This is a genomic window from Bacillus sp. EKM501B (assembly GCF_011800505.1).
Lineage (GTDB): Bacteria > Bacillota > Bacilli > Bacillales > Bacillaceae_G > Bacillus_A > Bacillus_A cereus.
Genome location: NZ_JAALFZ010000002.1, coordinates 25,445 through 45,496, shown reverse-complemented (window position 1 = coordinate 45,496; position 20,052 = coordinate 25,445). Strand labels below are relative to the sequence as shown.

Sequence of the window (20,052 nt, the reverse complement as noted above, 5' to 3'; positions counted from 1 at the left end):
ATTTAGTAGCCTTTATTGAGGTGAGTTGTGTGAATGTGAAGAAATTGTTACAATTATTCGTTGGATATTTACAAATTGAAAGAAATTATTCAAAATATACAATTGCAAGTTATCAAAATGATTTAGAACATTTTGTGCAATTTATGGAACGAGAAGGCATATCCTCTTTTTTAGACGTTACATACGCGGATGTTCGTTTGTACTTAACGACGTTGCACGATGAGAAGTTAGCCCGTAAATCTGTCGCAAGAAAAGTATCAAGCTTACGAAGTTTATATCGTTTTTTGATGCGTGAAGGTTATCGAAAGGATAATCCGTTTGCACTTGCGTCACTCCCCAAAAAAGAATTGTCAATCCCAAAGTTTTTATATGCTGAAGAGTTAGAGGAATTATTTGAAGTTTCTGACACAGAAACACCATTAGGTCAAAGGAATCAAGCTTTGTTAGAGTTGATGTATGCGACTGGGATCCGTGTGAGTGAATGTGTCAATTTACAACTTACCGATATTGACTTTGCGGTGGGAACAATTTTAGTAATGGGAAAAGGAAAAAAACAAAGGTATATTCCGTTCGGAAGCTATGCGCAAGATTCTTTAATTACTTATATAGAGAATGGGAGAAAACAGTTAGTTAATAAGACTGACGAGGACTCTCATATGGTATTTTTAAATGCGAAAGGTAAACCGCTAACAAGTCGTGGAGTTCGTTATGTTTTAAATGAACTCATTAAAAAGGCTTCGCTGACAATGCGGATAAGTCCCCATATGTTAAGGCATACATTTGCTACACATATGCTAGATGAAGGGGCGGATTTACGTACTGTACAGGAGTTATTAGGCCATGAAAATTTGTCGACGACACAAATTTATACGCATGTCTCTAAAGAAAGATTGCGTTCTGTTTACATGAAGCATCACCCGCGGGCATAAATTGCTTTAAAAGCTATAAAAACAAATAAAGGAGTTTTTTCTATGGGAAATTTCCACGCTACAACGATATTTGCAGTTCATCATAATGGAGAATGTGCAATGGCTGGAGATGGCCAAGTGACAATGGGAAATGCTGTTGTAATGAAACATACAGCTCGTAAAGTTCGTAAACTTTTCCAAGGTAAAGTTTTGGCTGGTTTCGCAGGATCAGTTGCTGACGCATTTACTCTTTTTGAAATGTTTGAAGGGAAATTAGAAGAGTATAATGGCAACTTGCAGCGTGCTGCTGTTGAAATGGCCAAACAATGGCGTGGCGATAAAATGTTACGTCAGCTAGAAGCAATGCTCATTGTCATGGATAAAACAACTATGCTCCTTGTTTCAGGTACAGGAGAAGTAATTGAACCGGATGATGGTATTTTAGCAATTGGATCTGGTGGGAATTATGCACTTTCTGCAGGTCGTGCTTTAAAGCAATATGCAAGTGAACACTTAACAGCGAAGCAAATTGCGAAAGCGAGTTTAGAGATTGCTGGCGATATTTGTGTTTATACGAATCACAACATAATTGTTGAAGAATTGTAGAATCGTAAGGGAGGCATTTTATATGCATTTACATTTTACTCCGCGCCAAATTGTGGAAAAATTAGATCAATACATCATCGGTCAAAAAGACGCAAAGAAAGCGGTTGCTGTAGCGTTGAGAAATCGATATCGTCGCAGTAAATTAGCTGAAAATTTACGTGACGAAATTGCACCTAAAAATATCTTAATGATTGGACCGACAGGTGTTGGGAAAACAGAGGTAGCACGACGAATGGCGAAACTCGTTGGAGCACCTTTTATTAAGGTTGAGGCTACAAAATTCACAGAAGTTGGATATGTGGGTAGAGATGTAGAGTCGATGGTACGTGACCTAGTGGAAACATCGGTTCGTATCGTAAAAGAAGAAATGGTAGTGAAAGTTCAAGATAAAGCCGAAGAGCAAGCGAATCAACGTCTTGTTGAAATTTTAGTGCCGAGTCCAGAGAAACAATCTGGATTCAAAAATCCATTAGAGATGCTTTTTGGAGGCACTCAAAATTCGAATCAAACGTCTGATACACAAGAAGATGTTGAAATCGAAAAGAAGCGTCAAGATGTGGAGAGAAAGCTTGCTGCAGGGCTTCTTGAAGACGAAATTGTATCGATTGAAGTGACTGAACAACAGTCTTCCATGTTTGATATGTTACAAGGAACTGGCATGGAGCAAATGGGAATGAATTTCCAAGATGCGCTAGGAAGTTTTATGCCGAAAAAAACGAAAAAACGTAAACTTTCTGTAAAAGAAGCAAGAAAACTCTTGACAAATGAAGAGGCACAGCGCTTAATTGATATGGATGAAGTTACACAAGAGGCTGTTTATCGTGCTGAACAGCTCGGGATTATTTTTATCGATGAAATTGACAAAATTGCTGGTAAGCAGTCGAATAGCGTAGATGTATCACGTGAAGGTGTGCAACGTGACATTTTGCCGATTGTAGAAGGGTCGAATGTTGCGACAAAATACGGATCAGTAAAAACGGATTATATTTTATTCGTTGCAGCTGGAGCGTTCCATATGTCTAAACCGTCGGATTTAATTCCGGAATTGCAAGGGAGATTTCCGATTCGAGTAGAATTAACAAAATTATCGACAGACGATTTTGTTAAAATACTAATCGAGCCTGACAATGCGTTAATTAAACAATATATGGCATTATTGGCGACTGAAGGTATAGAAATTGAATTTTCAGACGAAGCTATTCGTAAGATTGCTGAGATTGCTTATCAAGTTAATCAGGATACAGATAATATTGGAGCAAGAAGACTTCATACGATTATGGAGAAGCTCCTTGAAGATTTATCGTTTGAAGCATCTGAAATTACGTTAGAGAAAATAACGATAACACCTCAATACGTTGAGGAGAAATTAGCAACAATTGCTAAAAATAAAGATGTGAGCCAGTTTATTTTGTAATAGTGTCATCAGGTGACTCGCCCTAGTTTCCAAGTGATGAAAAAATATGTGAGTAACATGTAGGAGGAACTTTTGAAATGGAATTATTAGCAAAAACGAGAAAATTAAATGCGTTATTACAGAGCGCAGCAGGGAAGCCTGTAAACTTTAGAGAAATGTCTGACACAATGTGTGAAGTAATCGAAGCAAACGTATTCGTAGTTAGCCGTCGTGGTAAATTACTAGGTTATGCAATTCACCAACAAATCGAAAACGAACGCATGAAGCAAATGCTTGCAGAACGTCAATTCCCAGAAGAATATACACAAAGCTTATTCAACATTACAGAAACATCTTCAAACTTAGATGTGAACAGTGCTTACACAGCATTCCCAGTAGAAAACAGAGAATTATTTGGTCAAGGTTTAACTACAATCGTACCAATCGTTGGTGGCGGTGAGCGTCTAGGTACATTAGTATTAGCTCGTCTTGGTCAAGAGTTCTTAGATGATGATTTAATCCTTGCTGAGTACAGCTCAACTGTTGTAGGTATGGAAATCTTACGTGAAAAAGCAGAAGAAATCGAAGAGGAAGCACGTAGTAAAGCTGTTGTTCAAATGGCGATCAGCTCATTATCTTACAGTGAGTTAGAAGCAATTGAGCACATCTTCGAAGAATTAAATGGAACAGAAGGTTTACTTGTTGCAAGTAAAATTGCTGATCGCGTAGGAATTACTCGTTCTGTAATCGTAAATGCACTACGTAAATTAGAAAGTGCTGGTGTTATTGAGTCTCGTTCTTTAGGTATGAAAGGAACATACATTAAAGTGCTAAACGACAAGTTTCTACAGGAACTTGCTAAATTAAAAACAAACTAATTTGTAAAAACTCTCCTCGATTGAGGAGAGTTTTTTATGTGCAATGGATAGATGGTGCTTGTGAAAAGTGTCATAAGCGTGTTTTCTGAGAAAACTATTAATTGTATTTATTTTTTTGCTTAAAAGAAATGAAGGTTGGTAATACTAGAATTCGAGTATGAACAAAGAAAGTTTTACATTGTTCGCATTTTCGACTTGATTGTAATATTTCAGTATGATATAGTAAGCAGTGGTGTCAGTACAAAGTACACACGTTTACTGATTTAAGTGTTGGTGCTACGTTTGTAGTTTCGCTTAGAGATGAAGTAAACGGAGGATATCAAAAACCATTTAGGAGGAACTATATTATGTCAGTAATTTCTATGAAGCAATTGCTTGAAGCTGGTGTTCATTTCGGACATCAAACTCGTCGTTGGAACCCAAAAATGAAGCGTTACATTTTCACAGAGCGTAACGGTATCTACATCATCGACTTACAAAAAACTGTGAAAAAAGTTGAGGAAGCTTACAGAACGATGCGCGACATCGCTGCTGAAGGCGGAGACATCTTATTCGTAGGTACTAAAAAACAAGCACAAGAAGCTATTAAAGAAGAAGCAACTCGTGCTGGTATGTACTTCGTTAACCAACGTTGGTTAGGCGGAACTTTAACAAACTTCCAAACAATCCAAAAGCGTATCAAGCGTCTTAAAGACATCGAAAGAATGCAAGAAGATGGTACTTTCGAAGTACTTCCTAAGAAAGAAGTTGTTCAACTTAAAAAAGAGTTAGAGCGTCTTGAGAAATTCTTAGGCGGTATTAAAGATATGAAAGGTCTTCCAAGTGCATTATTCGTAGTAGACCCTCGTAAAGAGCGTATTGCAGTTGCTGAAGCACGCAAATTACACATTCCAATCATCGGTATCGTTGATACAAACTGTGATCCAGACGAAATCGATCACGTTATCCCAGCAAACGATGATGCAATTCGTGCTGTAAAACTTCTTACATCTAAAATGGCAGACGCGATCCTTGAAGCAAAACAAGGTGAAGAAACTGTTACTGCGTAACAAAGTTGGAAAGGTGATAAGGGGTTCGGCCTTTTATCACCTTTTTTAAGGTATAAACACCTTTATAAAAGGTATAAATACATATTTTAGGAGGATGAAAAGTATGGCAATCACTGCTCAAATGGTAAAAGAATTACGTGAAAAAACTGGCGCAGGTATGATGGACTGCAAAAAAGCTTTAACAGAAACTAACGGCGACATGGAGAAGGCAATTGACTTCTTACGTGAAAAAGGTATTGCGAAAGCTGCTAAAAAAGCTGACCGCATTGCTGCTGAAGGTTTAACTTTCATCGAAACAAACGGTAACGACGCTTTAATCTTAGAATTAAACTCTGAAACTGATTTCGTTGCGAAAAACGAAGGTTTCCAAACACTAATTAAAGAATTAGCTGCTCACTTATTAACTAACAAACCAGCTAACGTTGAAGAAGCTATGGCTCAAACAATGGAAAACGGTAAAAAAGTTGAAGAGCACATCAACGAAGCAATCGCTAAAATTGGTGAAAAACTTACACTTCGTCGTTTCGAAATCGTATCAAAAACTGATGCAGATGCATTCGGCGCTTACCTACACATGGGTGGACGCATTGGTGTATTAACAGTTCTTGAAGGTTCTACTGATGAAGCTGCTGCTAAAGATGTTGCAATGCACATCGCTGCAGTTAACCCTAAATACATCGACCGCGATGCTGTAACAGCTGAAGAAGTTGAGCATGAGCGTCAAGTATTAACACAACAAGCATTAAACGAAGGCAAGCCTGAGAAAATCGTTGCAAAAATGGTTGAAGGCCGTTTAGGCAAATTCTTCGAAGAGATTTGCTTACTTGACCAAGCATTCGTTAAAAACCCTGATATGAAAGTTCGTCAGTTCGTTGAGTCTAAAGGCGGAACATTAAAAGGATTCGTTCGCTACGCTGTTGGTGAAGGTATCGAAAAACGCGAAGACAACTTTGCTGAAGAAGTAATGAACCAAGTAAAAGGTAGCAACTAATACAGATTAGGGAACACATTGTGTTCCCTTTTTTAAAATAAAGATGTAAGCAATTGGAGGTTCATTATGAGTAAACCGAAATATAATCGTGTCGTTTTAAAGCTAAGTGGAGAAGCTTTAGCTGGAGAGCAAGGATTTGGAATTAACCCAACTGTTATTAAGTCAGTTGCGGAACAAGTAAAAGAAATTGCAGAACTTGATGTAGAGGTTGCTGTTGTTGTTGGTGGCGGTAACATTTGGCGTGGGAAAATTGGAAGTGAAATGGGCATGGATCGTGCAGGGGCAGATTACATGGGCATGTTAGCGACAGTTATGAATTCATTAGCTCTTCAAGATAGCTTGGAGAATATCGGAATTCAAACTCGTGTACAAACTTCAATTGAGATGCGTCAAGTTGCAGAACCTTACATTCGTCGTAAAGCAGTTCGTCACTTAGAGAAAAAACGTGTTGTTATCTTTGCAGCAGGTACAGGTAACCCATACTTCTCTACAGATACAACAGCAGCATTACGTGCGGCAGAAATTGAAGCAGATGTAATTTTAATGGCGAAAAACAATGTAGATGGTGTATATAATGCGGATCCATCTATTGATCCAACAGCTACGAAATATGAAACGCTTACTTACTTAGACGTATTAAAAGAAGGTTTAGGTGTAATGGATTCTACAGCTTCTTCTCTATGTATGGATAATGATATTCCATTAATTGTATTCTCAGTTATGGAAAAAGGTAATATTAAACGTGCCGTTTTAGGCGAAAATATCGGAACAGTGGTAAGGGGGAAATAAATATGGGACAACAAGTATTGAAGTCTTCAAATGAAAAAATGGAAAAAGCAGTTGCTGCTTATTCTCGTGAATTAGCAACAGTTCGTGCTGGCCGTGCAAACGCGTCTGTATTAGATAAGGTACAAGTTGATTACTATGGTGCACCAACACCAGTTGTGCAATTAGCGAACATTACAGTTCCAGAAGCGCGTTTACTAGTAATTCAACCTTATGATAAAACTTCTATCGGTGATATTGAAAAAGCAATTTTAAAAGCAGATTTAGGCTTAAATCCTTCTAATGATGGAACTGTAATTCGTATTGCATTCCCTGCATTAACAGAAGAACGTCGTCGTGATCTTGTAAAAGTTGTGAAAAAATATGCTGAAGAAGCTAAAGTTGCTGTTCGTAACGTACGTCGTGACGGAAATGATGATCTTAAGAAGCTTGAAAAAGCTGGCGAGATTACAGAAGATGATTTAAGAGGATATACTGAAGATATCCAAAAAGAAACAGATAAATATATTGCAAAAGTTGACGAAATCGCAAAAAACAAAGAAAAAGAAATCATGGAAGTGTAATAGCGATAACTTCGCAATTATGACCCTCTTCTTAAGGGGGTCTTTTTACACTTTTAGGCATACGTCTGCTTGCTGGAGGGTATGAATGATGTTTAAAAACTTTCCTTTTTTTAAAGGTAAAAAGGACACATCGTTTGATCATCTCGTTGAAGAAGTGAAAAAAGGATATATCCCAGAACATATTGCCATCATTATGGATGGGAATGGAAGATGGGCAAAGAGGAGAGCAATGCCTCGTATTGCGGGACATCATGAAGGTATGCAAGTTGTAAAGAAAATTACAAAATTTGCAAGTAAACTTAATGTGAAAGTGTTAACTCTTTATGCTTTTTCAACTGAGAACTGGAAAAGACCGAAAAAGGAAGTTGATTATTTAATGAAGCTTCCAGAAGAATTTCTAGGTACATTTTTACCAGAATTGATTGAAGAAAACGTACAAGTCCGAGTAATAGGGCAAAAAGATCGTCTTCCTACGCATACACGCAGAGCGATGGAGAAAGCCATGGAAGATACGAAAGAGAATACGGGATTAATTCTTAATTTCGCGTTAAACTATGGAAGTCGAGATGAAATCGTTTCTGCTGTGCAACATATGATGAAAGATAATGAGGAAGGAAAAATTCGTTCTGAAGAGGTAAGTGAAGAAATGCTTTCCTCCTACTTAATGACGAGTTCTTTACCTGATCCAGAGTTGTTAATCCGAACAAGCGGAGAGCTACGTATTAGTAATTTCATGTTATGGCAAATTGCATATTCGGAGTTTTGGTTTACAGACGTGTATTGGCCAGACTTCAAAGAAGAACATTTGCTAAATGCGATTACTGACTTTCAACATAGAGGGCGCAGATTCGGAGGCGTGTAGAAAGAGAGGGTTTGGTAGTGAAACAGAGAATTATTACTGGAGTGGTTGCTGCCGCGCTATTCATTCCCATCGTAATATACGGTGGCGTGCCTTTTACGGTTTTAGTGTATGCACTTGCTTCTATAGGTTTATATGAATTAATTCGTATGAATAAGCTTACGCTTATTTCAGTACCGACAGTTTTAGCTGCAGTATTATTGTGGATTCTTTTAATTCCAAGTAGTGCATCAGAACTGTTTACATGGATTGGATTAGGTAAATTGGAAATCACATTTGTGATTGTTTTATTACTTTTATCATATACAGTCCTTTCTAAGAATACATTTACTTTTGATAATGCTTCATTTTTACTGATGGCAACGACATATGTGGCAATGGGATTCTTATATTTAAATGAAACGAGAATATTAGGAATTAAATATGTATTTTGCGCATTATTTGTTATATGGGCTACTGATTCAGGCGCATATTTCGTAGGAAAAGCATTGGGCAAGAGAAAATTGTGGCCAGAAATCAGTCCAAATAAAACGATTGAAGGTTCATTAGGGGGCATCGTTTGTGGAATTATTGTGGCACTTGTTTACAACGTGTTCTTCCCAGTCGAATCGAATGTAGTAATTTTAATTGTGCTGACAATTATTATTTCTATTTTTGGACAAATTGGTGATTTAGTACAATCTGCTTTTAAACGTCATTATGGCGTAAAGGATTCAGGTACAATTTTACCTGGGCATGGTGGTATATTAGACCGAACAGATAGTTGGTTATTCGTTTTACCAATTCTCTACTTCTTATTACAATATAATTAATAAATGAACGAGGGGTTGGAGTCATGAAAAACATTAGTTTATTAGGTGCAAGCGGATCAATTGGTACACAAACTTTAGATGTATTACGCTCGCACCCAGACCAATTCCGTCTCGTTGCTTTTTCTGTAGGGAAAAATATTGACTACGCAGTAAAGGTAATTCAAGAATTTTCTCCGCAAATCGTCTCTGTGCAAAGAGAAGAAGATGTTTTAAAATTACAATCTGTTTCTGGTAATACAAAAATTGTATATGGTAGTGAAGGACTTTTAGAAGTAGCACTACATCCAGATGCGGAGATTGTAGTAAATGCTGTTGTAGGTAGCGTAGGGTTGTTACCAACACTTCGTGCAATTGAGGCGAAAAAAACAATTGGAATTGCAAATAAAGAAACGTTAGTAACTGCAGGACATCTTGTAATGGAAGCAGCACGAAAACATAATGTTTCGTTACTTCCAGTTGATAGTGAACATTCGGCTATTTTTCAATGCTTGAATGGTGAAAATGAAAAAAGAGTTTCTCGTCTTATTATAACGGCTTCTGGTGGAAGTTTCCGCGATAAAACGAGGGATGAATTGCATCATGTGACCGTAGAAGATGCGCTTCGACATCCAAACTGGTCAATGGGTTCGAAAATTACAATTGATTCTGCTACAATGATGAATAAGGGACTAGAAGTAATTGAAGCACATTGGCTTTTTGGTATCCCTTATGAGCAAATCGATGTTGTTTTACATAAAGAAAGTATTATCCATTCTATGGTTGAATTTGAAGATCGTAGTGTAATGGCGCAGCTTGGTTCACCTGATATGCGAGTACCAATTCAATACGCACTTACATATCCGGATAGATTGCCTCTTTCAGACACAAAACAGTTAAACTTATGGGAAATAGGGACGTTGCATTTTGAGAAAATGGACCAAGAACGATTCCGTTGTTTACGTTTTGCGTATGAAGCTGGAAAAGCAGGTGGAAGTATGCCAGCTGTAATGAACGCAGCGAATGAAGTAGCTGTTGAAGCCTTTTTACAAAAGAGAATTGATTTCTTAACAGTGGAAGACCTCATTGAAAAAGCAATGAACCATCACAATGTCATTGCACGACCGAGCTTAGAGGAAATTTTGGAAATTGATGCGGCCACAAGACGGTTTGTGATGGAACAAATTTAGCAAAGGTGGTTATGGAATTGAATACAGCGATTGCCTTTATATTAATTTTCGGTGCACTCGTATTTTTCCATGAGCTAGGGCATCTATATTTCGCAAAAAGAGCAGGTATTTTATGCCGCGAGTTTGCGATTGGTTTTGGTCCGAAAATATTCTCATTTGAAAAGAATGAAACGGTGTATACGATTCGATTACTGCCCCTTGGTGGCTATGTAAGAATGGCTGGCGAGGATGCGGACACAGTTGAGTTAAAGCCTGGGAAAAAGGTTGGCCTTGTATTAAATGAAAAAGACGAAGTTGTGAAATTAGTTTTTGATGGATATGAAAAGTATCCAAATGTTCGTGTTATTGAAGTCGAACAAGCTGATTTGGAGCATAATTTAACAATTTCGGGCTATGAAGAGTACGAGGAAGAGCTTCAAACATTCCGAGTGAATGAAAAGGCTCGTATTATTACTGCGGGGGAAGAAATTCAAATTGCCCCGTATAATAGACAATTTGGCTCGAAAAAACTAGGGCAACGCGCTTTAACAATCTTTGCGGGTCCTGCAATGAACTTCATTTTAGCATTTGTTATTTTTGTGATTCTTGGATTTGTACAAGGGGTCCCTATTGACAAACCAATGGTCGGAAAAGTGATGGATAACAGTGCAGCACAGCAAGCTGGATTGAAAGAGAATGATACAATTCAAGCTATTGATGGGAAAAACACAAGTACATGGAAAGATGTTGTTACTATTGTACGTGAAAACCCAAATAAAGAAATTACGTTACAAGTAAAGCGTGATAATGAACAGTTTAATGTGAAAGTAACGCCAACACTCGATAAAGAAGGAAAAGACGAAGTTGGTAGAATCGGTGTTTATTCTCCTGTAGAGAAAACAGTGATGGGTTCTATTAAATCAGGATTTGAACAAACGTACCAATGGACGAAACTAATTTTTGAATCTCTTGTTAAATTAGTAACTGGTCAATTTTCTATTAATGAGTTATCAGGTCCAGTAGGAATTTATAATCTAACAGATCAAGTTGTAGATTATGGGTTTACGCGTGTACTAAGTTTAGCTGCAGTTCTAAGCATTAATCTTGGTTTATTTAATTTATTACCAGTTCCTGCTTTAGATGGTGGCCGTTTATTCTTCTTCTTAATTGAAGCGTTACGAGGGAAACCAATTGATCGCCAAAAAGAAGGAATGGTTCACTTTATTGGTTTTGCATTATTAATGTTACTTATGTTAGTTGTAACTTGGAATGACATTCGTAAGTTTTTCTTGTAAAATAAAGTGAAACTTATAATGAAATAGAGCTCGTAGAATAAAATCCCTCACCTAACTCGAGGTGAGGGGTTTTACTGCGTGTAAGAGTAAAATGAAGAGGTGCAAATAAATGAAACAAAGTATGGTATTCAGTCCTACATTACGTGAAGTTCCAGCTGATGCTGAAATTAAGAGTCATCAGCTATTACTTCGTGCAGGTTTTATGCGTCAAAATGCTTCTGGTATTTATAGCTTTCTACCATTTGGATTAAAAGTATTACACAAAGTAGAACGTATCGTTCGAGAAGAAATGGAGCGCGCAGGAGCTGTAGAATTATTAATGCCAGCTATGCAAGCTGCAGAATTATGGCAAGAATCAGGTCGTTGGTATTCTTACGGATCTGAATTAATGCGTATGAAAGATCGTAACGCTCGTGAATTCGCATTAGGAGCGACACATGAGGAAGTAATTACGGATCTTGTGCGTGATGAAGTGAAATCATATAAAAAATTACCGTTAACATTATACCAAATTCAAACAAAATTCCGTGATGAGCAAAGACCTCGTTTCGGCTTATTACGTGGAAGAGAGTTTCTAATGAAAGATGCCTACTCTTTCCATGCTACACAAGAGAGCTTAGATGAAGTATACGATCGCTTATATAAAGCATACTCTAACATTTTTGCTCGCTGTGGCTTGAATTTCCGTGCAGTTATTGCTGATTCTGGAGCAATGGGCGGAAAAGATACACATGAATTTATGGTATTATCTGATGTTGGTGAAGATACAATTGCATACTCTGACACATCTGATTATGCAGCAAACATCGAAATGGCTCCTGTTGTAGCTACGTATACGAAGAGTGACGAAGCAGAAAAAGCACTTGAAAAAGTAGCAACACCAGACCAAAAAGCAATTGAAGAAGTATCTGCATTCTTAAACATTGCAGCTGACAAGTGCATTAAGTCTATGGTGTTTAAAGTAGATGAGAAATTAGTAGTTGTACTTGTTCGTGGTGATCACGAAGTAAACGATGTGAAAGTGAAAAATGTATACGGCGCTTCAGTTGTTGAGCTTGCTTCTCATGAAGAAGTAAAAGCATTATTAAATTGTGAAGTTGGTTCATTAGGACCGATTAATGTAACAGGTGATATCGAAATTATTGCTGATCACGCTGTAGCATCAATTGTTAACGGATGTTCAGGAGCGAATGAAGAAGGGTTCCATTATGTAAATGTAAATCCAGAACGTGACTTTAAAGTAAGTCAATATACAGATTTACGCTTTATTCAAGAAGGAGACCAATCTCCAGATGGAAACGGAACAATTCTTTTCGCACGCGGAATTGAAGTTGGTCATGTATTCAAATTAGGAACTCGTTATAGTGAAGCAATGAACGCAACATTCCTAGATGAAAATGGAAAAACACAACCACTTATTATGGGTTGTTACGGTATCGGTGTATCTCGTACAGTAGCAGCAATTGCAGAGCAATTTAACGATGAGAACGGCTTAGTTTGGCCAAAAGCGGTAGCACCGTTCCATGTGCATGTAATTCCAGTAAATATGAAATCTGATGCACAACGTGAAATGGGTGAAAATATCTACAACTCATTACAAGAACAAGGCTATGAAGTGTTATTAGACGATCGTGCAGAACGTGCAGGTGTTAAATTTGCAGATGCAGATTTATTCGGTCTTCCAGTTCGTGTTACAGTTGGTAAAAAAGCAGACGAAGGTATTGTAGAAGTGAAAGTACGTGCTACAGGTGAGTCTGAAGAAGTAAAAGTAGAAGAACTTCAAACATATATTGCAAATATTTTAAAATAAGAAGAGGTACCTCGTAATGGGGTACCTTCTCTTTCTTTGTAAACGTATTTTGTAAAAGAAGAGGTGAGAAATCTTTCTTTGTGGTACGTTTCAATTTATAATAGCAAATGGAAGGAGAGTGCTTATGTCTTTAACAAATGAACAACAAGAGCGATTTCAAATTTTGCTCCAGCAGTTGCAAATACCAGACGACCTTATAAATCAATATTTACAAGGCGGTGGTATTGAAAGGCTCGTTATTGATAAAGCGAATAAAAGTTGGCATTTTGATTTACAAGTGCCACGTATTTTGCCTACAGAATTATATGAATTGCTAGAAACAAAGCTTAAGCAATCATTTTCTCATATTGCAAGAACAACATTTGCATTAGAAACAGAGAATAAACAATTTACAGAAGAAGAAGTGAGGGCGTATTGGCCGCTTTGTACGGAACGAATTACATTTTCACCTATGTTCGCATACTTAAAGAAGCAGCTTCCACAGGTGAATGGAGTGAAGTTGTTAATAAATGTAAATAACGAGCTGGAGTCTACGGCTTTAAAGAAAAACGTTGCGAAACCAGTAGGGGATCAATACGAAGTTTTTGGATTCCCGCGTTTTCAGTTAGACACACATATACAGCAAAATACAGAAGAAATGCAAAAGTTTCGTGAACAAACGCAGCAAGAAGACCGTGAGCGTGTTATACAAGCTATGGAAGAAATGGCGAAGAAGCAAGCTGAAGAAAGCAGCGTTGTGTATGAAGGACCGATTACACTCGGGTATCTTATTAAGCCAGATGAAGAGATTACACCGATGCGAGAAATTCAAGATGAAGAAAGAAGAAAAACGGTTCAAGGATATGTCTTCCATGTAGAAACAAAAGAGCTTCGTAGTGGGCGTACGTTATTAACTTTAAAAATAACGGATTATACGGATTCTATTATGATCAAAATGTTCTCGCGTGACAAAGAAGATATTCCAATGCTGCAATCCTTGAAAAAAGGAATGTGGGTGAAAGCGCGTGGTTCTGTTCAAAACGATACATTCGTTCGAGATTTAGTAATGATTGCAAATGATATTAATGAAATAACAGGACCGTCTCGTAAAGATAAAGCACCAGAAGGCGAAAAACGAGTAGAGCTGCATCTCCATACTCCGATGAGTCAAATGGACGCTGTCACTCCAGTTTCTAAGCTTGTTGCTCAAGCTGGTAAATGGGGACATGAGGCTATTGCGGTTACAGATCATGCCGTGGCTCAGTCCTTCCCAGAGGCGTATTCTGCAGGGAAGAAGGCTGGTGTTAAAGTTATATATGGTGTAGAAGCAAATCTAGTTAATGATGGTGTACCGATAGCGTATAACGAAGCGCATCGTTTACTTGCAGAGGAAACGTATGTTGTTTTCGACGTTGAGACGACAGGTTTATCAGCTGTATACGATACAGTCATTGAGTTGGCTGCCGTAAAAGTAAAGGGTGGCGAAATTATTGATCGCTTTGAATCTTTCGCAAATCCACATCAACCATTATCAGCGACGATTATTGAATTGACAGGTATTACGGATGATATGTTAACTGATGCACCTGAAGTGGACGAAGTGTTTAAAAAGTTTGAGGAATGGATGGGCGACCATACACTTGTTGCCCATAACGCGAGCTTTGATATGGGCTTTATTAACGTAGGTTTTAAAAAGGCTGGACTAGAAAAAACGAATAATCCAGTTATTGATACGTTAGAACTTGCACGATTTTTATTCCCAGAAATGAAAAATCATCGATTAAATACGATGTGTAAAAAACTTGATATTGAATTAACACAACATCACCGTGCGATTTATGATACAGAAGCGACGGGATATTTACTTGTGAAAATGTTGAAAGACGTAATTGAAAAGGGATTTGAATATCACGATCAATTAAATGATAGCATGGGACAAGGGGATGCGTATAAGCGTGGCCGTCCAAGTCATATGACGTTACTTGCCACATCAGATGTTGGATTGAAAAATTTATATAAACTTGTTTCATATTCTCACCTTAATTACTTTTACCGTGTACCACGTGTGCCGAGATCACTATTAAAAAAATATCGTGAAGGGATTTTAGTAGGAACGGCTTGTGATAAAGGTGAAGTGTTCGAGGCAATGATGCAAAAGGCACCTGAAGAGGTAGAAGAAATTGCCCAGTTCTATGATTACATTGAAGTAATGCCTCCAGAGGTGTTGCGTCATTTAGTAGAACGTGAGCTTGTTCGAGACGAAGGTCAATTAAAAACAATTATTTCTAACTTAGTAAAACTAGGTGAGACGTTAGATAAACCAGTTGTTGCTACAGGAAACGTGCATTATTTAGACCCTGAGGATGCGATGTATCGTAAAATTTTAGTCAGTTCGCAGGGCGGAGCCAATCCGTTAAATCGACATTCATTACCGCCAGTACATTTCCGTACAACTGATGAGATGTTAGAATGTTTTTCATTCTTAGGTGAAGACAAAGCGAAAGAAGTTGTTGTAACAAATACACAAAAGATTGCGTCATTAATTGGTGATGTGCATCCAGTAAAAGACGATCTATACACACCGAAAATTGAAGGTGCTGATGATGAAACGCGTGATATGAGTTATAAAATGGCGCGTAGCATTTATGGTGAAGAGCTACCGGAAATTGTAGAAGCACGTTTAGAAAAAGAATTAAAAAGTATTATTGGGCATGGATTCGCCGTAATTTATTTAATTTCACATAAGCTTGTGAAAAAATCGTTAGTAGACGGATATCTAGTAGGTTCGCGTGGATCGGTAGGGTCATCATTTGTTGCAACGATGATGGAAATTACAGAAGTAAACCCATTACCACCACACTATGTATGTCCGAAGTGTAAGCAATCAGAATTCTTTAATGATGGTTCTGTAGGTTCTGGTTTTGACTTACCAGATAAAGAATGTCCTGCTTGTAATATTCCATATGTAAAAGATGGACATGACATTCCTTTCGAAACGTTCCTTGGATTTAAAGGAGATAAGGTGCCCGATATCGATTTGAACTTCTCCGGGGAATACCAACCACGTGCCCATAACTATACGAAAGTACTGTTCGGTGAAGACTATGTATATCGTGCAGGAACGATTGGTACAGTTGCGGAAAAAACTGCTTACGGATATGTAAAAGGTTATGCAAATGATCATAACTTAACGATTCGAAATGCAGAGATTGATCGCTTAGTAGCAGGGTGTACCGGTGTAAAACGTACAACAGGACAGCATCCAGGCGGTATTATCGTTGTGCCAGATTACATGGATATCTTTGATTTCTCACCAATACAGTACCCAGCTGATTCAATTGGTGCTGAATGGAGAACAACGCATTTTGATTTCCACTCGATTCATGATAATTTATTAAAACTTGATATACTAGGACACGATGATCCGACCGTTATTCGTATGTTACAAGATTTAAGTGGTATTGATCCGAAAACAATCCCAACGGATGATCCAGAAGTAATGAAAATTTTCTCTGGTCCAGAATCGTTAGGGGTAACGGAAGAGCAAATTAACTGTAAAACAGGTACACTTGGTATACCAGAGTTTGGTACAAAATTCGTAAGACAGATGTTAGAAGAGACAAAACCGACGACATTCTCAGAGTTAGTCCAAATTTCTGGACTATCACATGGTACTGACGTATGGCTTGGTAATGCAAACGAGTTAATTTATAACGGTACATGTACGCTGAGCGAAGTTATCGGTTGTCGTGATGACATCATGGTATATTTAATCTATCAAGGTCTAGATCCATCATTAGCCTTCAAAATCATGGAGTCGGTTCGTAAAGGTAAAGGTGTACCGGAAGAATGGGAAGAAGACATGAAAAATAATAATGTACCAGGTTGGTATATTGATTCATGTAAGAAGATTAAATACATGTTCCCTAAAGCCCATGCGGCTGCTTACGTACTTATGGCTGTACGTATCGCATACTTTAAAGTACATTTTGCACTGTTATTCTATGCCGCATATTTTACAGTTCGTGCAGATGATTTTGATGTAGAGGCAATGGCGAAAGGTTCAGCATCTATACGTGCAAGAATTGATGAAATTGCTCAAAAAGGATTGGATGCAGCGCCGAAAGAGAAAAGTTTATTAACAGTACTAGAAATGACACTTGAAATGTGTGAGCGTGGATACTCATTCCAAAAGGTGGATTTATACCGCTCACATGCAACAGAATTTATTATTGATGGAGACACATTAATTCCTCCATTTAATGCGGTACCTGGTCTTGGTACAAACGCAGCTTTAAGTATTGTGGAAGCACGTAAAAATGGAGACTTCTTATCAAAAGAGGACTTGCAGCAGCGTAGTAAGGTTTCGAAAACAATTATTGAGTATTTAGATAGTCAAGGTTGTTTAGGAGATTTACCGGATCAAAACCAGTTATCACTGTTCTAGTAGGTAGGAAAAGTCTTTGCAAATCAACATTTCCTATGATATACTATTAACCGAGATAACCATGTCATGTATATTGTGTAAAGAAAAGAGTGGGGAAACCCACTCTTTCGTGTTACTATCTATGTTTTCTCTACGTAGATAGGTAAAAGATTTCTGTCGTATATACATATTTTGTTACAAGTTTTACTTCTTAAATTTGGTAATACTAAGACAGATAATCCCTGCTGAACAGCAGGGGCTTTTGTTAGCTAACGAGAAAGAATAAGATAGACCGTTTTTAAAGTGGCGGGGTCTTCTTCTTTTAAATGGTACATGACGGCAGGAAGGAGGCTGTTTATGGATAAGAAAGTCACAGAAGTTGTAGAAGCATTTGCGCAGCCGATCGTTGAAGAGTTAAATCTTGAACTTGTAGATGTAGAGTATGTGAAAGAAGGACAAGACTGGTTCTTACGCGTATTCATCGATTCTGAAAAGGGAGTCGACATTGAAGAATGCGGTGCGGTAAGTGAACGTTTAAGCGAAGCTTTAGATAAAGAGGATCCAATTCCTCATCTTTACTTTTTGGATGTATCATCTCCTGGAGCGGAACGCCCATTAAAGAAAGAAAAAGACTTCCAGCAAGCGGTAGGAAAACAAGTGGCAATTAAAACATATGAGCCGATTGATGGTGAAAAGATGTTTGAAGGAAAACTGCTTTCTTACGATGGTACAACAATAACATTATTATTAACAATTAAAACACGTAAAAAAGAAATCCAAATTTCGATGGATAAAGTCGCAAATGCGCGACTTGCTGTTACGTTTTAGTTAGAAGGGGGATCTTCATGAGCACTGAGTTATTAGATGCTTTGCTCGTATTAGAATCTGAAAAAGGCATTAGCAAAGACATTATTATTGATGCGATTGAAGCAGCTTTAATCTCTGCTTATAAGCGCAATTTTAATCAAGCACAAAACGTTCGTGTGAGCTTTAACCCAGAAGTGGGAACAATTCAAGTTTTAGCACGTAAAGACGTAGTAGACAATGTGTTTGATCCACGTCTTGAAATTTCTGTAGAGGAAGCAAGACAAATTAATCCAAACTACCAAGATGGTGACGTACTAGAAATTGAAGTAACACCAAAAGACTTTGGTCGTATTGCAGCACAAACTGCAAAACAAGTTGTCACACAACGAGTGCGTGAAGCAGAGCGCGGTGTTATTTACTCTGAGTTTAGTGACCGTGAAGAAGATATTATGGTAGGTATTGTACAACGTCAAGATGCTCGTTTCATCTATGTAAGCTTAGGAAAAGTAGAAGCTTTATTACCTGTAAGTGAGCAAATGCCTAATGAGCAATACAAACCACATGATCGTATTCGCGTATTCATTACGAAAGTAGAAAAAACGACAAAAGGACCACAAATTTACGTATCACGTACACATCCTGGTCTTTTAAAACGTTTATTCGAAATGGAAGTTCCTGAAATCTATGATGGAACTGTAGAAATTCGTTCTGTAGCACGTGAAGCTGGCGATCGCTCTAAGATCTCTGTATATGCAGAGAACACTGATGTTGATCCAGTTGGTTCTTGTGTAGGACCAAAAGGGCAACGTGTACAACGCATTGTAGACGAATTAAAAGGTGAAAAAATTGACATCGTCCGCTGGTCAAATGATCCAGTTGAATATGTTGCAAATGCATTAAGCCCATCACAAGTTGTTAAAGTACTTGTAGATGAAGAAGAAAAAGCGACAACAGTAGTTGTTCCAGACCACCAGTTATCATTAGCTATCGGTAAGCGTGGACAAAATGCACGTCTTGCAGCTAAATTAACAGGCTGGAAAATTGATATTAAGAGTGAGTCTGATGCGAAACAACTTGGTATTGTAACAGAAGAAGATAGCGTAATCGCATTTGGATTCGATTCAGTGGAAGACGAAATCGAATAGAGGTGATGAGTATGAGCAATCGAAAAGTTCCGTTACGAAAATGTGTTGCAACGCAAGAAATGAAATCAAAACGAGAGCTCGTTCGCATTGTTCGTTCCAAAGAGGGAGAAGTGTCCATTGATTTAACTGGGAAAAAATCAGGACGAGGTGCTTACTTGTCGAAGGACAAGGAGAGCATTCTTCAAGCTCAAAAGAAAAATGTTTTGGAACATCATCTAAAAGCGAAAATCGACGGTTCTTTATATGAAGAGCTTCTTGAGCTTGTTGAGAAGGAGTCGAAATAAGTGTCCGATTGGAAATCGTTTTTAGGACTAGCAAACCGGGCTCGGAAAATTATTTCGGGTGAAGAACTCGTTTTAAAAGAAGTACGAAGTGGCAAAGCAAAACTTGTATTGCTATCTGAAGATGCGTCAGTAAATACTACAAAACGCATCACAGATAAAACTACGTACTACAACGTACCAATGAGAAAGGTCGAAAATCGACAACAATTAGGGCATGCGATTGGGAGAGATGAGCGAGTCGTTGTAGCTGTGTTAGATGTAGGCTTTGCGAAAAAGCTGCGTAGCATGCTCGATACAAATTACCGGGGGTGAAGGT

The 20,052-nt window shown here is 37.9% G+C and carries 18 protein-coding genes; all 18 read left to right on the top strand.

Annotation, left to right across the window (positions count from 1 at the left end):
- Window positions 1–29: 29 nt before the first annotated feature.
- Window positions 30–929, top strand: coding sequence for a tyrosine recombinase XerC (gene xerC, locus HFD78_RS04915; RefSeq protein WP_001101241.1), 900 nt, complete (start codon window positions 30–32; stop codon window positions 927–929).
- A 42-nt stretch (window positions 930–971) separates the two neighbouring features.
- Window positions 972–1,514, top strand: coding sequence for an ATP-dependent protease proteolytic subunit HslV (hslV, locus tag HFD78_RS04910; protein ID WP_000526272.1), 543 nt, complete (start codon window positions 972–974; stop codon window positions 1,512–1,514).
- 22 nt (window positions 1,515–1,536) lie between these two features.
- The gene (hslU, locus tag HFD78_RS04905; RefSeq protein WP_000550087.1) at window positions 1,537–2,928 is read left to right on the top strand and encodes an ATP-dependent protease ATPase subunit HslU; all 1,392 of its coding nucleotides are present in this window, start codon (window positions 1,537–1,539) and stop codon (window positions 2,926–2,928) included.
- A 77-nt stretch (window positions 2,929–3,005) separates the two neighbouring features.
- Window positions 3,006–3,785: a GTP-sensing pleiotropic transcriptional regulator CodY gene (codY, locus tag HFD78_RS04900; RefSeq protein WP_000421290.1), complete on the top strand. Its 780-nt coding sequence runs from the start codon at window positions 3,006–3,008 to the stop codon at window positions 3,783–3,785.
- Window positions 3,786–4,132: 347 nt separating this feature from the next.
- Entirely contained in the window at window positions 4,133–4,834 is a 702-nt protein-coding gene (gene rpsB / locus HFD78_RS04895; protein ID WP_000111485.1) for a 30S ribosomal protein S2, read from the top strand.
- Between the two features lie 103 nt (window positions 4,835–4,937).
- Window positions 4,938–5,825: a translation elongation factor Ts gene (gene tsf, locus HFD78_RS04890; protein WP_001018578.1), complete on the top strand. Its 888-nt coding sequence runs from the start codon at window positions 4,938–4,940 to the stop codon at window positions 5,823–5,825.
- A 66-nt stretch (window positions 5,826–5,891) separates the two neighbouring features.
- Window positions 5,892–6,614: a UMP kinase gene (gene pyrH / locus HFD78_RS04885; protein ID WP_000042668.1), complete on the top strand. Its 723-nt coding sequence runs from the start codon at window positions 5,892–5,894 to the stop codon at window positions 6,612–6,614.
- 2 nt (window positions 6,615–6,616) lie between these two features.
- Window positions 6,617–7,174, top strand: a complete 558-nt coding sequence (frr, locus tag HFD78_RS04880) for a ribosome recycling factor (protein ID WP_000531501.1) — start codon at window positions 6,617–6,619, stop codon at window positions 7,172–7,174.
- Window positions 7,175–7,259: 85 nt separating this feature from the next.
- Entirely contained in the window at window positions 7,260–8,036 is a 777-nt protein-coding gene (uppS, locus tag HFD78_RS04875) for an isoprenyl transferase (protein ID WP_000971296.1), read from the top strand.
- Between the two features lie 17 nt (window positions 8,037–8,053).
- Window positions 8,054–8,845, top strand: a complete 792-nt coding sequence (cdsA, locus tag HFD78_RS04870) for a phosphatidate cytidylyltransferase (protein WP_000813592.1) — start codon at window positions 8,054–8,056, stop codon at window positions 8,843–8,845.
- 23 nt (window positions 8,846–8,868) lie between these two features.
- Complete coding sequence (gene dxr / locus HFD78_RS04865; protein WP_000790377.1) at window positions 8,869–10,011, top strand: 1-deoxy-D-xylulose-5-phosphate reductoisomerase; 1,143 nt, start codon at window positions 8,869–8,871, stop codon at window positions 10,009–10,011.
- A gap of 17 nt (window positions 10,012–10,028) precedes the next feature.
- Complete coding sequence (gene rseP, locus HFD78_RS04860) at window positions 10,029–11,285, top strand: RIP metalloprotease RseP (RefSeq protein ID WP_001090243.1); 1,257 nt, start codon at window positions 10,029–10,031, stop codon at window positions 11,283–11,285.
- A gap of 109 nt (window positions 11,286–11,394) precedes the next feature.
- Window positions 11,395–13,095 (top strand): proline--tRNA ligase, encoded by a 1,701-nt coding sequence (locus HFD78_RS04855; protein ID WP_000814299.1) that lies wholly within the window; start codon window positions 11,395–11,397, stop codon window positions 13,093–13,095.
- Window positions 13,096–13,219: 124 nt separating this feature from the next.
- Window positions 13,220–17,521 carry a PolC-type DNA polymerase III gene (locus HFD78_RS04850; protein ID WP_000060005.1) on the top strand — a complete coding sequence of 1,434 codons (4,302 nt, stop codon included), beginning with the start codon at window positions 13,220–13,222 and terminating at the stop codon, window positions 17,519–17,521.
- Between the two features lie 336 nt (window positions 17,522–17,857).
- Window positions 17,858–18,328 (top strand): ribosome maturation factor RimP, encoded by a 471-nt coding sequence (rimP, locus tag HFD78_RS04845; RefSeq protein ID WP_000359096.1) that lies wholly within the window; start codon window positions 17,858–17,860, stop codon window positions 18,326–18,328.
- A 17-nt stretch (window positions 18,329–18,345) separates the two neighbouring features.
- Window positions 18,346–19,452: a transcription termination factor NusA gene (gene nusA, locus HFD78_RS04840; protein ID WP_000102604.1), complete on the top strand. Its 1,107-nt coding sequence runs from the start codon at window positions 18,346–18,348 to the stop codon at window positions 19,450–19,452.
- 11 nt (window positions 19,453–19,463) lie between these two features.
- Complete coding sequence (gene rnpM / locus HFD78_RS04835) at window positions 19,464–19,736, top strand: RNase P modulator RnpM (RefSeq protein ID WP_000071127.1); 273 nt, start codon at window positions 19,464–19,466, stop codon at window positions 19,734–19,736.
- On the top strand, window positions 19,737–20,048 hold the full coding sequence (locus tag HFD78_RS04830; RefSeq protein ID WP_001286524.1) for a YlxQ family RNA-binding protein: 312 nt from the start codon (window positions 19,737–19,739) through the stop codon (window positions 20,046–20,048).
- The last annotated feature ends 4 nt before the right edge of the window (window positions 20,049–20,052 follow it).